This is a genomic window from Solwaraspora sp. WMMD792, from assembly GCF_029626105.1.
In the GTDB taxonomy this organism is placed as follows: domain Bacteria; phylum Actinomycetota; class Actinomycetes; order Mycobacteriales; family Micromonosporaceae; genus Micromonospora_E.
Map to the genome: position 1 here is coordinate 3174549 of NZ_JARUBH010000009.1, position 13402 is coordinate 3187950.

The 13402-nt window shown below is 72.2% G+C and carries 10 protein-coding genes; 6 read left to right on the forward strand and 4 right to left on the reverse strand.

Features of this window, described 5'->3' with window-relative positions:
- Window positions 1-20 precede the first annotated feature (20 nt).
- Window positions 21-3005 (reverse strand): excinuclease ABC subunit UvrA, encoded by a 2985-nt coding sequence (uvrA, locus tag O7629_RS15390; protein WP_278169965.1) that lies wholly within the window; start codon window positions 3003-3005, stop codon window positions 21-23.
- A gap of 408 nt (window positions 3006-3413) precedes the next feature.
- On the opposite strand from uvrA, the gene O7629_RS15395 reads away from it, so the two are divergent.
- Entirely contained in the window at window positions 3414-4517 is a 1104-nt protein-coding gene (locus tag O7629_RS15395; RefSeq protein ID WP_278169966.1) for an LCP family protein, read from the forward strand.
- 80 nt (window positions 4518-4597) lie between these two features.
- On the opposite strand, the gene rsgA is transcribed toward O7629_RS15395, so the two are convergent.
- On the reverse strand, window positions 4598-5665 hold the full coding sequence (rsgA, locus tag O7629_RS15400) for a ribosome small subunit-dependent GTPase A (protein WP_278169968.1): 1068 nt from the start codon (window positions 5663-5665) through the stop codon (window positions 4598-4600).
- 210 nt (window positions 5666-5875) lie between these two features.
- Between rsgA and O7629_RS15405 the strand changes: the two genes are divergently transcribed.
- Window positions 5876-6529, forward strand: coding sequence for an MBL fold metallo-hydrolase (locus O7629_RS15405; protein WP_278169969.1), 654 nt, complete (start codon window positions 5876-5878; stop codon window positions 6527-6529).
- 25 nt (window positions 6530-6554) lie between these two features.
- Here the strand turns inward: O7629_RS15405 and O7629_RS15410 are convergent, their stop codons facing one another.
- Complete coding sequence (locus O7629_RS15410) at window positions 6555-7454, reverse strand: SDR family oxidoreductase (protein ID WP_278174547.1); 900 nt, start codon at window positions 7452-7454, stop codon at window positions 6555-6557.
- Between the two features lie 205 nt (window positions 7455-7659).
- Between O7629_RS15410 and O7629_RS15415 the strand changes: the two genes are divergently transcribed.
- The 4 genes from O7629_RS15415 to O7629_RS15430 are packed head-to-tail and all read left to right on the forward strand — an operon-like array spanning window position 7660 to window position 12470.
- Entirely contained in the window at window positions 7660-9234 is a 1575-nt protein-coding gene (locus O7629_RS15415) for a hypothetical protein (RefSeq protein ID WP_278169971.1), read from the forward strand.
- Window positions 9235-9263: 29 nt separating this feature from the next.
- Window positions 9264-10175, forward strand: a complete 912-nt coding sequence (locus O7629_RS15420; protein WP_278169973.1) for an SDR family NAD(P)-dependent oxidoreductase — start codon at window positions 9264-9266, stop codon at window positions 10173-10175.
- Window positions 10172-11098, forward strand: a complete 927-nt coding sequence (locus O7629_RS15425) for an alpha/beta hydrolase (RefSeq protein ID WP_278169974.1) — start codon at window positions 10172-10174, stop codon at window positions 11096-11098. Before O7629_RS15420 ends, O7629_RS15425 begins: the two co-directional genes overlap by 4 nt.
- The gene (locus O7629_RS15430) at window positions 11073-12470 is read left to right on the forward strand and encodes a hypothetical protein (protein ID WP_278169975.1); all 1398 of its coding nucleotides are present in this window, start codon (window positions 11073-11075) and stop codon (window positions 12468-12470) included. Before O7629_RS15425 ends, O7629_RS15430 begins: the two co-directional genes overlap by 26 nt.
- Window positions 12471-12492: 22 nt before the next feature.
- On the opposite strand, the gene O7629_RS15435 is transcribed toward O7629_RS15430, so the two are convergent.
- Entirely contained in the window at window positions 12493-13311 is an 819-nt protein-coding gene (locus tag O7629_RS15435; protein ID WP_278169976.1) for a peptidoglycan recognition family protein, read from the reverse strand.
- Window positions 13312-13402 lie beyond the last annotated feature (91 nt).

Here is a 13402-nt window from a genome sequence, read left to right on the forward strand (position 1 = left end):
GCCGCTGTACGGTCGCTGTGTCAATGCTGTGCGACCGCTTCGGCCGCCCGTCGCGCGCCGGAGCCACGCTTCGCCCGGGTCGACGCGGTGTTCGTCCGGCCGGGTACGCCGTTGGCCTTCGCGGCCCGCGCGGACGCGGCGGCGGCTCCACCGGCGGCGCCGGTACGGCCCAGGACCGGGCGCAGGAACGCCCCGGTGTGGCTCTCGGCGACCTCGGCGACCTCCTCCGGCGTGCCGGCGGCGACCACGGTGCCGCCCCGGTGCCCGCCCTCCGGCCCCATGTCGATCAGCCAGTCAGCGGTCTTGATCACGTCGAGGTTGTGCTCGATGACCACCACCGTGTTGCCCTTGTCGACCAGGCCGGCCAGCACGGTCAGCAGCTTGCGGATGTCCTCGAAGTGCAGCCCGGTGGTCGGCTCGTCGAGCACGTAGACCGTCCGGCCCGTGGAGCGCTTCTGCAACTCGGAGGCGAGCTTGACGCGCTGCGCCTCGCCGCCGGACAGGGTCGGCGCCGGCTGGCCGAGCCGCACGTAGCCCAGCCCCACGTCGACCAGGGTCTTCAGGTGGCGGTGGATCGCCGGGATGGCCTCGAAGAAGTCGGCCGCCTCCTCGATCGGCATCTGCAGGATCTCGGCGATGGTCCGGCCCTTGTAGTGGACCTCGAGGGTCTCCCGGTTGTACCGGTCACCCTTGCAGACCTCGCACGGCACGTAGACGTCCGGCAGGAAGTTCATCTCGATCTTGATCGTGCCGTCGCCCGAGCACGCCTCGCACCGGCCGCCCTTGACGTTGAACGAGAACCGCCCCGGACCGTAGCCGCGCACCTTGGCCTCGGTCGTCTCGGCGAACAACCGGCGGACGTGGTCGAACACCCCGGTGTACGTCGCCGGATTCGACCGTGGGGTACGGCCGATCGGCGACTGGTCGACCCCGACGACCTTGTCCACGTGGTCCAGCCCGGTGATCCGGGTGTGCCGGCCGGGCACCAGCCGGGCGTTGTTGATCTGGTTGGCCAGCACGGTGTAGAGGATGTCGTTGACCAGCGTCGACTTGCCGGAGCCGCTGACCCCGGTGACCGCGATCAGCTGGCCGAGCGGGAACGTGACGGTCAGGTTGCGCAGGTTGTGCTCGCGGGCGCCGTGCACCACCAGCTCGCGGCCGGCCGTCGCCGGCCGCCGGGTGGCCGGCACCGGGATCGCCCTGCGGCCGGACAGGTACGCCCCGGTCAGCGACTCCTCGCTGGTCAGCAGCTCGTCGACCGGCCCGCTGTGCACGATCCGGCCGCCGTGCTCACCGGCGCCGGGCCCGATGTCGACGATCCAGTCGGCGGTCCGGATGGTGTCCTCGTCGTGCTCGACCACGATCAGCGTGTTGCCCAGGCCGCGCAGCCGCACCAGGGTCTCGATCAGCCGGTGGTTGTCCCGCTGGTGCAGCCCGATCGACGGCTCGTCCAGCACGTACAGCACCCCGACCAGGCCGGAGCCGATCTGGGTGGCGAGCCGGATCCGCTGCGCCTCGCCGCCGGAGAGGGTGCCGGCCGGGCGGTCCAGTGACAGGTAGTCCAGGCCGACGTCGACCAGGAACCGCAGCCGGGCGTTGATCTCCTTGAGCACCCGCTCGGCGATCATCTTCTGCCGGTCGGTGAGCACCAGCCCACCCAGCAGGTCGGCGCACTCACCGACGGACAGCCCGGTCACCTCGGCGATGTTGCGTCCGGCCACGGTGACCGCGAGCACCTCGGGCTTGAGCCGGGCGCCGCCGCACGACCCGCACGGCACATCCCGCATGTAGCCCTCGTACTTCTCCCGGGACCACTCCGACTCGGTGTCGGTGTGCCGCCGCTCGATCCACTGCACCACGCCCTCGAAGCCGGTGTAGTAGGACCGCTCCCGGCCGTACTTGTTGCGGTAGCGGACGTGCACCTGGTCGTCGGAGCCGTACAGGATGGTCTTCTGCGCCCGGCTGGGCAGCTTGCGCCACGGGGTGTCCAGGTCGAAGTGCTCCGCCTCGCCGAGCGCGGCCAGCAGCCGGGCGAAGTACTCCTGGGTCTGCCCGCCGGACCAGGGCTGGATGGCGCCGTCGCGCAGCGACCGCTCCACGTCCGGGACGACCAGCTCCGCGTCGACCTCCTTCTTCGTCCCCAGACCGACGCACTCCGGACAGGCACCGTACGGCGCGTTGAATGAGAAGACCCGCGGCTCCAGGTCCTCGATCGCCAGCGGATGGTCGTTCGGGCAGGCCAGGTGCTCGGAGAAGCGCCGCTCACGGGCCGGGTCGTCCTCGGCGAGGTCGACGAAGTCGAGCAGCACGATGCCGCCGGTGAGGCCGAGCGCCGACTCCACCGAGTCGGTCAGCCGCCGCCGGGCGCTCTGCTTGACGGTGAGCCGGTCGACGACCACCTCGATGGTGTGCTTCTCCTGCTTCTTGAGCTTCGGCGGCTCGGTCAACGGGTGCACCACCCCGTCGACCCGGGCCCGGGCGTACCCCTTGGCCTGCAGATCGGCGAAGAGGTCGAGGTACTCGCCCTTACGGCCGCGCACCACCGGGGCGAGCACCATGAACCGGGTGCCCTCGGGCATGGCCAGCACCCGGTCGACGATCTGCTGCGGGGTCTGCCGGGAGATCCGCTCGCCGCAGACCGGGCAGTGCGGCTCGCCGACCCGGGCGAAGAGCAGCCGCAGGTAGTCGTAGACCTCGGTGATCGTGCCGACGGTCGACCGCGGGTTGCGCGAGGTGGACTTCTGGTCGATGGAGACCGCCGGGGACAGCCCTTCGATGAAGTCGACGTCCGGCTTGTCCATCTGGCCGAGGAACTGCCGGGCGTACGACGACAGCGACTCCACGTACCGCCGCTGTCCCTCGGCGAAGATGGTGTCGAACGCGAGGCTCGACTTGCCCGAGCCGGACAGCCCGGTGAACACGATGAGCGCGTCACGCGGCAGGTCGAGGCTGACGTCGCGGAGGTTGTGCTCACGCGCGCCACGGATGATCAATCGGTCGGCCACGGTCCGCCTGCTCCCGTAGAGGCGCACAAAGGTGCGTGTTTGTCAGGTGTCTGAATCGTCACGTTTGACGGTGCCGGGTCAGTTGGGTCTGCGCCGACCCGGCCGATGCCTCGGCAACTGTAGCCCCGGGCTCCGACAACTCTGCCCGACACACGTCGTCACCCGATCGGGGTATCCCGGCACCGGTCCCGCCAATACCGCCCGGACGAGCCGGATCTCCCGGCATACTGCACATACTGGTCAAGTCACCCATTGACCTGGCGTGGAGCAGGGGGTTCCTCCACGTGTCAGCGGGCCGGCCCGTCCGATCGGGGGGTGGGACGGGTCGGCCCCCGCTGCCATCCGGCCGGCAGGACCGACCAAGCCGGCAATGTCGGGCCGGGCAGCGGCGACGTAGCCTCTGATCCCATGTCCGACGCGGTCTCCGACCCCATGGTCGAAGCGAACGCCACGCCCGAAGCGCCCACCCCCGACACCGCGTCGCCACCCGACGCGACCGAGGCGTCACCCGAAGCGACCGGGCGGCCGACCACCCGCCGGCGCGGTGGCCGCTGGCTGCGTCTCGCCCTGCTCGTGGCGGGGCTGTCGCTACTCCTGGTGGTCGGTGGTACCGCCACCGCCGGATGGCTGTACGCCCGCTCCGTCGAGTCGCACGTCGACAAGGTGGAGATCTTCACCGCACTGCCCGAGGCGCAACGCCCGGTCAAGGCCGTCGAGCAGGCGAGGAACTTCCTGATCGTCGGCAGCGACTCCCGGGATCCGGACACCTCCGGTTCCCGCACCGACACGATCATCCTGGCGCACCTGCCGGCCGACCGCAGTGGCGTACAGATGATCTCCATCCCCCGGGACACCTGGGTCCAGGTTCCGGACCCGGACGGCGGCGGCCGCCAGGACAAGATCAATTCCGCGTACGCGACCGGCGGGACGCCGCTGCTGGTGCAGACCGTGGAGGCGTTCACCGGAGTCCGGATCGACCACGTGGTGCTCATCGACTTCGCCGGCTTCGCCGAGATCATCGACGCCGTCGGCGGCATCGAACTCGCCGTCGACGAATCGTTCACCTCGGTCCACCCGCCGTACCGGCAGTTCACCGCCGGACTGCAGCAGATGGACGGCGACACGGCGCTGGACTACGCCCGGCAGCGCAAACAGTTCGCCGACGGCGACTTCACCCGGGTACGGCACCAGCAGGAGATCATCGCGGCGGTGCTGGACCAGGCCAGCGGCAGCGGGCTGCTCACCAGCCCGGGCCGGCTGGACGACTTCCTGCGCGCCACCGCCGACGCGGTCACCGTGGACGAGGGCACCTCGGTGTTCGACACGGTGTGGGCGCTGCGGCAGCTGCGCAGCACCGACCTGACCATGCTCACCTCGCCGTCGGCGGGCACCGGCCAGCAGGCCGGGCAGAGTGTCGTCTTCCCCGACGAGGCGGCCGCGGCGGACCTGTACGCGGCGGTCCGTGGCGACACCGTCGACGACTGGCTGCGCGAACACCCGACCGGCAGCTGACCCACGCCGCCGCCACCCGGACCGCCCCGCGACCGGTGGGCCCGGTGACGACGACCGTCACCGGAGCCCACCGAACGGCGTCACCGCTGCCGGTAACGTGCCCGGTTGTCCTTCGTGATCCGCTTCCACTTGGCCCGCTCGGCGGCGGCCAGCCGCGCGTCCCGGCGACGCATCTCGTGCGCGACCTCCCGCTGCAGGCGCTGCCAACTCTCCCAGCGGCGCACCGGCAGGTCGCCCGACTCGATCGCGGCACGCACCGCGCAGCCCGGCTCACCGCTGTGCGCGCAGTCGGCGAACCGGCAGGCGGCGGCGAACTCGGCCACGTCGGAGAACGCCTCGTCCAAGCCGTCGGCGGAGTCCAGCAGACCCACCGCCCGTACCCCTGGGGTGTCCAGCACCGCCCCGCCGCCGGGGATCGGGATCAGCGCCCGGTAGGTGGTGGTGTGCCGGCCCTTGCCGTCGACCCGGCGGATGGCCTGCACCCCCATCACCTCGGTGCCGGCAAGGGCGTTGACCAGCGTCGACTTGCCCGCCCCGGACGGCCCCAACAGCCCCAGGGTGCGGCCAGGGGCCACGAGCCGGGACACCTCGTCGATGCCGTCACCGCGTTGCGCGCTGACCGTGATCACCGGTACGCCCGGTGCCACGGCAGACACCTGGTCGGCCACCGCCGCCGGGTCGGCCACCGCGTCGCACTTGGTCAGCAGGACCACCGGCTCGGCGCCGGACTCCCAGGCCAACGCCAGGAAGCGTTCGATGCGGCTCAGGTCGGGTGCCGGGTGCATCGGTTCGACGACGGCGGCCGTGTCGACGTTGGCGGCGAGCACCTGCCCGGTGGAGTCCTTGTCGGCGGTACGGCGCACCAGCGCGGTCCGCCGGGGCAGCACCTGCTCGACGGTGGTCCGCTCGTCCGGCCAGGTCCGCACCAGCACCCAGTCACCGGCGCAGGGCAGGGCCACCGGGTCGGACGCGGCGGCGGTGAGGACCGCGCCGGCGACACTGGCCCGCATCGGTCCGTCGGCCACCAGTACGGTGCACACCCCGCGGTCCACCCGGGCCACCCGGCCGGGCTGGTGGTCGGTGTCGGGAGCCGGCAGGGCACGGTCGTGGAAGGCGTCCCAGCCGAGGGACACGAGATCGAACGTCATGAGAACCCTTGTCAGGTCGTGGGGTGCCCGCCGGCCGGACCGGCCGGACGACCCCGGTGGGAAGGAGAGGCGGACGGACCGCAGGGGACAGTCACGGTCACCACCACCTCCCTCCGGAGAGCTCTGCCTGACGCGTCACGGCAACGGTAGCCTTCTGACGGCAGCCCGGGAAAGCCAATTCCGCCCAGCCACGACCAGCAGGAGGTTCCGGTGCCCTACCAGGGAGACGTCACCGTCGGCGGCGCGCCGGACGTCCGGGAGCTGACCGAGCTCACCATCACCAAGATCGCGGTCGGGCCGATGGACAACAACGCCTACCTGCTGCGCTGCACCAGTACCGGCGAGCAGGTGCTGATCGACGCGGCGAACGAGGCACCCCGGCTGCTGGAGCTGATCGGTCCGGCCGGGCTCGCCGCCGTCGTCACCACCCACCAGCACATGGACCACTGGGTGGCGCTGGAGGAGGTGGCCGCCGCCACCGGGGCCGCCTCGCTCGCCCACCCGGCCGACGCCGACGGGCTGCCGCTGGTCACCGCCACCATCACCGACGGCGACCGGGTCGCGGTCGGCGACTGTGAACTGGAGGTCGTCCACCTGGTCGGGCACACGCCCGGCTCGGTCGCCCTGCTCTACCGGGACCCGCACGGGGTGGCGCACCTGTTCACCGGCGACGCCTTGTTCCCCGGCGGGGTCGGCAACACCCGCAGCAACCGCCGCAACTTCTTGTCCCTGATCGACGACGTCGAGCACAAGCTGTTCGACCGGCTACCCGACGACACGTGGTTCTACCCCGGTCACGGCAGGGACTCCACACTCGGTGCCGAACGCCCGGCGCTGCCGCAGTGGCGGGCCCGCGGCTGGTGACCCGTCAGGGACGAGGTGGCGACGGTCAGATCGTCCGGCGACCGCCGGTCACGGCGAGCACCTCACCCGTGGTGTAGCTGGACTCCTGCGAGGCGAAGAAGACGAACGACGGGGCCAGCTCCGCCGGCTGCGCCGGCCGGCCGATCGGCGACGTGGTGCCGAACTCCCCCACCGCCTTCGGCGGCATGGTCGCCGGGATCAGCGGTGTCCAGACCGGCCCGGGCGCCACCGAGTTGACCCGGATCCCCTGGTCGACCAGGTTCGCCGCCAACCCTTTGGTGAAGTTGACGATGCCCGCCTTGGTGGTGGCGTAGTCCAGCAACGACGGCGACGGATCGAACGCCTGGATCGACGACGTGTTGATGATGCTGGACCCCGGCGGCATGTGCGGCACGGCCGCCTTGCAGATCCAGAACAACGCGTACAGGTTGGTCTTCAGCACCCGGTCGAACTGCTCGGTGGAGATCTCCGCGATCCCCTTCTCCTGCGCCATCTGGTACCCGGCGTTGTTGACCAGAATGTCGATGCCGCCGAGCTCCTCGACGGCGCGTCGCACCAGCTCGACGCACTGATGCTCGGTGGTGATGTCGCCGGGCACCGGCACCGCCCGCCGGCCGGCCGACTCGACCAGCCGGACCGTCTCCCGGGCGTCGCGCTCCTCCTGCGGCAGGTACGACAGGACGACGTCGGCGCCCTCCCGGGCGAACGCGAGCGCCACCGCACGGCCGATCCCCGAGTCCCCGCCGGTGATCACCGCCCGACGGTCGGTCAACCTGCCGGAGCCGCGGTAACTCTCCTCGCCGTGGTCCGGCGGCGGATCCATCCTGGCGCCGGTGCCCGGCGGTGGCTGCTTCTGCACCGGCTGCCCCCGCTGCTGACCGTACTGCTCCGTCGGATCTTGCCGGATGTGCTGGTCGGCCATGATCGTTCGCTCCTCACGGTACGGGCGCAACGGGTGTGAACACCGCAGCCGTACCCACACCGCCCCGGACCGAAACCGTCCGCCGGTCCCCCGCACCGGCGTCCATCGCCGGGCAGGTTTGAGCCACCCGCCGGCGGGCAGCCGTCGTTCGGCATCACCAGACCCGGCTCTCCACGGCCGGCCGGGACAGGACGGGCGGCGTGACCGGATGGGCACACGGGACGGAACGGACACCGCCGGCGCGAGCCGGGCGGCACCGACCCTCGGACCGCCCCGGCTCTGGCCGCTGGCTGTGCTGACCGTCGGGGCGACCCTGCTGGCTGCCACCGGCGCGCTGCCCCACTGGCCCGGCCTCGCGCACCTGGTCGCCCTGCCCCCGGTCGACCTGTACACCGACCTGCGGCTGCTGCTGACCAGAGCGCCGTCCCGGCCGTGGTTCGCCGCCGGGCTGATCGGGGCGCTGGCGGTACGGGTGAGCGTACTTGCGCTGATGCTCGGCGGGCTGGACCGGCAACGATTACGCTTGGCCGCCACCGTCTACCTCACGGCGCTGCCGGTCCTGCTGTTCGCCGCCGAGGCCACCTACATCGCCGCCGCCGTCCTCTACTCCCGGCTGTTCTGGGCCGGCGTCGGGCTGATGGCGCTGGTCGTGGTCGTCGTCATCACGCTGCCGTGGCAGGGCACGACCCGGCTGCGCCGGGCCTGGCGGCGCGCCTGGCGCCACGGGCTGCGGGTCGAGGTGACCGTTCCGTACGCGGCCGCCGTGATCGGCCTCGGCGTGCTCGCCGAACAGTTCCCGGCGCTGCTGCTGGTCGCCGTGCCGGTCTCCGGGGCGTTGTCCGCGGTCACGGTCCGGCTGCTCGCCCGCCCGGCCCCGGCGTTCCCCCGGCTGCGGCTCGTCGGCGCCACCGCGCTGTTCCTGGTCGCGACCGCCGGGTTCATCGCCACCAGGTCGGTGCCGGTCACCGATCCGGCCGCCCCGCGCGCCGGCTCCATTCTGCTGATGAGCGGAATCAACTCCGCCTCCGGCCGGGGCACCATCTTCGGCACCCGCACCGACGTCCTCGGCTACACCTGCGCGCAGACGTTCTACTTCTCCTACGCCGGCCCTGGCGACGGCCAGCCGCAGGGCCGGGCCCGTTGCCCGATCCGCACCGGTGCCCCGTACGACCGGACGGACACCCAGCGGCCGTTCGCCGAGCAGGTGGCCATCTTCGCCGACCAGGTCCGGGACCTGCCCCGCCCGCTGGTCGTCGCCGCCCACTCGCACGCGGTGTGGGTGGCCTGGGAGGCGGTGACCGACGGAGCCACGGCGCAGGTCGACGAGCTGATCCTGGTCGGGCCGTTCCCGGACAGCCCGGCCGGCTACCTCCCACCGGGTCGCGACGGGCCCGGTCGGGTCGGCAGCGACCTGTTCCGGCTGCTGGTGCCGATCTCCGACTGGGTGGACTTCCACTTCGAGCCGGACGCCCCGGCCGCCCGGGAACTACTCGCCCCGGCCAACGGCGGGGCCACCGTGCTGACCGATCCGCTGCCACCGCCGGTGCGGGCGGCGGCGGTCACCTCGGCGACCGATCTGCCGCTGATGCCGCATGGCTGGCGGCTGCCGGTCGCCCGCAACGTCTGTCCGGTCCGCGAGGCGCACCCTTTCCTGCCGGACACCCCGGCGTTCTACCACGAGGTCAACCGGTTCCTCGACGACGAACCGCCACTGCCCTGCCCACCGTGGCGGGACTGGGGCCGACCGATGGCGCTGCCGTTCGGCGTACCCCCGATGGACTGACCCCTGCCCACCGAGACCGGGAGGAACCCATGGCCAGACATCTCGACGACCGGGTCGTCGTCGTCACCGGCGCGTCCAGTGGAACCGGCCGGGCCTGCGCCCACCGCTTCGCCGCCGCCGGCGCCACTCTGGTGCTGCTGGCCCGCCGCCGGGACGCGCTGGAGACGGTGGCGACCGAATGCCGTGGGCGGGGCGGACAGGTGCTGGTGGTTCCGCTCGACGTGACCGACGCCGACGCCGTCGCCGACGCCGCCCGGCAGGCCGTCGCCCAGTTCGGCCGGATCGACGTCTGGGTCAACAACGCGGGGGTCAACCTGTACGGCGCGGTCGAGGAAACTCCCGCACACCTGTGGCATCAGGTGGTGCGAACCAACCTGTTTGGCACGTACCACGGCATCCGTGCCGCGCTGCCGTGGTTGCGGGACCAGGGACACGGGACCCTGATCACCGTCTCGTCGGTGCACGGCTGGGTGCCGACGCCGCAGCAGAGCGCGTACGCGGCGAGCGCGCACGCCGTCCGGGCGCTGAGCGACTGCACCCGGCAGGAGGTTCGTGACGTGCCCGGGATCGCGGTGTGCACGGTGCTGGCGGGGCCGGTGGACACCCCGATGTCGCGCAGCGCCGCGAACTGGACCGGTCGGCGGATGGTGCCGCCGGCCCGCCCCTGCCACCCCGACGAGGTGGCCATGACCGTCGTCAAGCTGGTCCGCAGCCCTCGCCGGGAGGTTCACGTCGGGCCCGGTGCCCGGCGCGGGGTGCTCGCCGCCCGGCTGCTGCCGGCGCTGACCGAGCGGGCCCGCGCCCGGGCGGCGCGGCGGTCCCAGGCCGCCGACGTTCCGGTCGGCTACACCGCCGGCAACCTGCTGCGACCCATGCCGCTCGGTGCCCGGGTCGACAGCGGCCGGAGTACGGCGTACCCCGCCTCGCGTGGTGCCCGATGAGTCCGCTGCTGACGCCGTCGCCGCCCGGCTCGCCGACGCCGCAGCCGGTCACCCGGCAGGTCGAGGTGCCGGCCCCGCCGAGCTGGCGGGTCCGGGCCGGCGCACCCTCGGACATCATGTGGACGATCACCAGCCTGTGCTGGGACCGACCGGCGGCGCCGACGACGCAGGGCCCGGACCGGCCGCCGGCACCGGCCAACCGCCGGCCGCCGATCGTGCTGGTGCACGGGCTCGGAGTCGCCGCCGGACTCGGCGTACCGGTGGCGGGCCGGCTCGCCGCCACCGGCACCGTACTGGCCCCGGACCTGCCCGGCTGCGGCCACAGCAGCAAGCCGGAGCCGGTGCCCGACGTCGCCGAACTCGGCACCGCCGTGGCCAGCTGGCTGCCCGCCGTGGTCACCGCCCCGGCCGTACTGGTCGGCGTGTCACTCGGTTGTCAGGTGGTGCTGGAGGCGGCCGCCCAGGCCCCCGACTGGGTGTCGGCGGTGGTGCTGGCCAGCCCCACGGTGGATCCGGGTCGCCGCACGTGGCGCAGCCAGCTGTGGCGCTGGCAGGCCGAGCAGACCACCCAGTCCGTCCGGCTCAAACGGATCCAGCTGACCGACTACCGCCGGGCGGGGGTGCGGCGGGTGCTGCGGACCTTCTCTGCGGCGCTGGCGGACCGGCCCGAGGACAGGATCCGCCGGGTCGGCGCGCCGGTGCTGGTGTGCCGGGGCACCCGCGACCCGCTGGTGTCCGACCAGTGGGTCGCCGACCTGCGCCGGCAGGCCCCCGATGCCCGGCTGTGCCGACTGCCCGGCGTGGTGCACGCGATGAGCCACGACAACCCGGCCGAGTTCGCCCGGGTGATCCACGGCTTCCTCGACGAGCTCGCGACGACCGGCGGAGGTGTCGACGGTGCCCGCGCCCGCGTTCCTGGCTAGCTTCGACTCGGCCTCGGCGATGCTGCTGGCCACCGCCGCGTACCTACGGGGTGAGTCGTTTCCCGCCCTCGGCCAGTCGAGACTGTTGAAACCGCTGGTGAAGGCGACCGACCTGCTGCCGGGCCGGGCCAGGGAGAAGGCGTTCATCGTCGGCGGGCTGACCGAGGCGGTACGGGCCGCGAAGATGGGCCGCATCGACGTGGCGGAGGTTTCCCGGTGGGTGACCCGGGAGTACCCACGGCGCCGCTATCCGGCGGTGGCGGTCGGCTCGTCCAGCGGCGCGCTGGTGCACCTGTGGGCGGCGCTGGGGGTGCCGTGGCTGCCGCAGACCTTCTTCATCCCGGTCGCCCAGCGGGTGCATCCGGACGATCCGACGACCGCGTTGCGCAAAGGTCTGCAGCCGGGTCGGGCGCTGCTCGACGCCAACCCGGACATCCAGCTGCACCACATGCACGACGCCAACCAGGACCGGTTGATGGTGCGGGCGCTGACCTACTTCCGGTTCAAGCGCCGCACCCTGGGCGCGGAGTACGAGGCGTTTCTCCGGGAACGGCTGGCTCCCGGCGGGACGATCATCATCGCCGACTGCCGCAAGCAGTGGCGGACCACCGCGGTCGGTGAGCGCCATGTGTTCCAGCACGGTGCGGTCGGCGGTGCCACCCAGAACGAGTTCCACCGGGGTGGCCCCCGGGTGGCCGCCTACCTGCACCGCTACGACTCCCCGGTACGCCGGTGGGTCGGCCCGGAACCGGACAGCGTCAGCCCGGAGGCGGAGTGGGGTTTCGCCCCGGAACTGGCCGAGGACGTCGACCGGTTCGCCGCCGAGAACGGCTACCAGGTCCGCCGGATCGGGTTCGACCGGCCGTCAGCACCCTCGCCGATGGTCGCCGACCTCTACCAGTGGTGGTACCGGCAGCGGCGCATCCCGGCGCGCCGGCTGCTGATCGAGTCGTTCATCGTGCTCGACCCGTGGTGGACGTTGCGGACCGGCTCGGTGCCCTACTGGATGACGTTCACCATGGATCCGAGCCTGCACGACGTCGAACGCTACCTGGACGAGCGGGATCCGTACGCCGACATCCACCTGGCGCTGTTCCAGAACGGTGTGCCGGACGCGGTGGGCTGGCCGCCGCCCGAGCGGTGGCAGGCGGTGCTCGACCGGGCCACCCGTAGCGGGCGCTACCTCGGCCGGAACCTGGCGGACTTCCCCTGTGAGATGTCGCTGTACGCACGGTACGACGAGGCGCTGCGGGCGATCCCGGCCCGGTATCCGATGCCGGGTCAGCTGACCCTCGCCCAGTTCGACGACTTCTGGCGGCGGTCCGGCGGGTACCCGGGCGTCAGCTGGGAGTCCCTGACACCGGACGGGTGAGGCCCGGGCCGCACCGGACCGCTCAGTTCTGCAGGAAGCCCTGGGCGACCCGGGCCTCGGCCAGCAACCGCGAGCAGGCGGCCGGGTCGGACTCGGTGATGGTGGGCACCTCGTCCTCGCCGCCGAGGCTGCGCAGGTACGCGAGTTCGGCGGGCCCGATGTGCCGGACCTTGCCGCTGTCGTGCACGACGTAGATCGGGTTCGGGGTCTGGATGGTGCACTGCACGAGGTACATGACGGTGTCTCCCGGGTCGTCGAGGTCGTCGATAATCCATCGCGGTCGGGGTGGTACCGGCGGTCGGATCGCGGTGACGATCTGCGCCGCCCGGGCGACGATCGTCGGCTTCTGAGCGACGATCGCCGGACCGGGACACTGGCTGTGTCCCCAGTCGAAGCCGTTCTCGGCCCCCATGCTGTGGTGGCCGAGTCCGCGTTCGAGCGGGCTGTTCGCGTTGCGGACCGGCACGCCGTGTTCGAGGTGTGATCGGGCCAGCAGTTGGGCGTTCGCCTCCAGCTGCGGTGCGGTGAGCCGGTCCGGCAGGAACCCTTCGTTCTCGATACTGAGCCAGGTGCGGTTGCCGGCCCGCTGTGTCCATGCCCGGATCTCGGTGTCGACCATCTGTGCGATGCGCCCGTCCTTGGCCACGACGAAGTGCGACGACACCCGCGACGCGGGGTTACGCTGCCAGGCGATGGTGCCCTCGAAGTAGCCGGCGGCGATGTGCACCACGATGCCGTGGTGCGCGTCGAGGCGGTCCTCCGGCTCGTTCAACGCACCGGTGCCGTTGCCGCTGTTCACGGTGGGACCCCGCCAGGTAGCGAGATCGGTCCAGATTCCCATGTGGTGGTGCCTCCTTTCCCAGCCGGCGGATGGGGTGGGTGGATCGATTCCAGTCGGCGTCGGAGGAACGTGGGACCGTGAACCGGCTCGG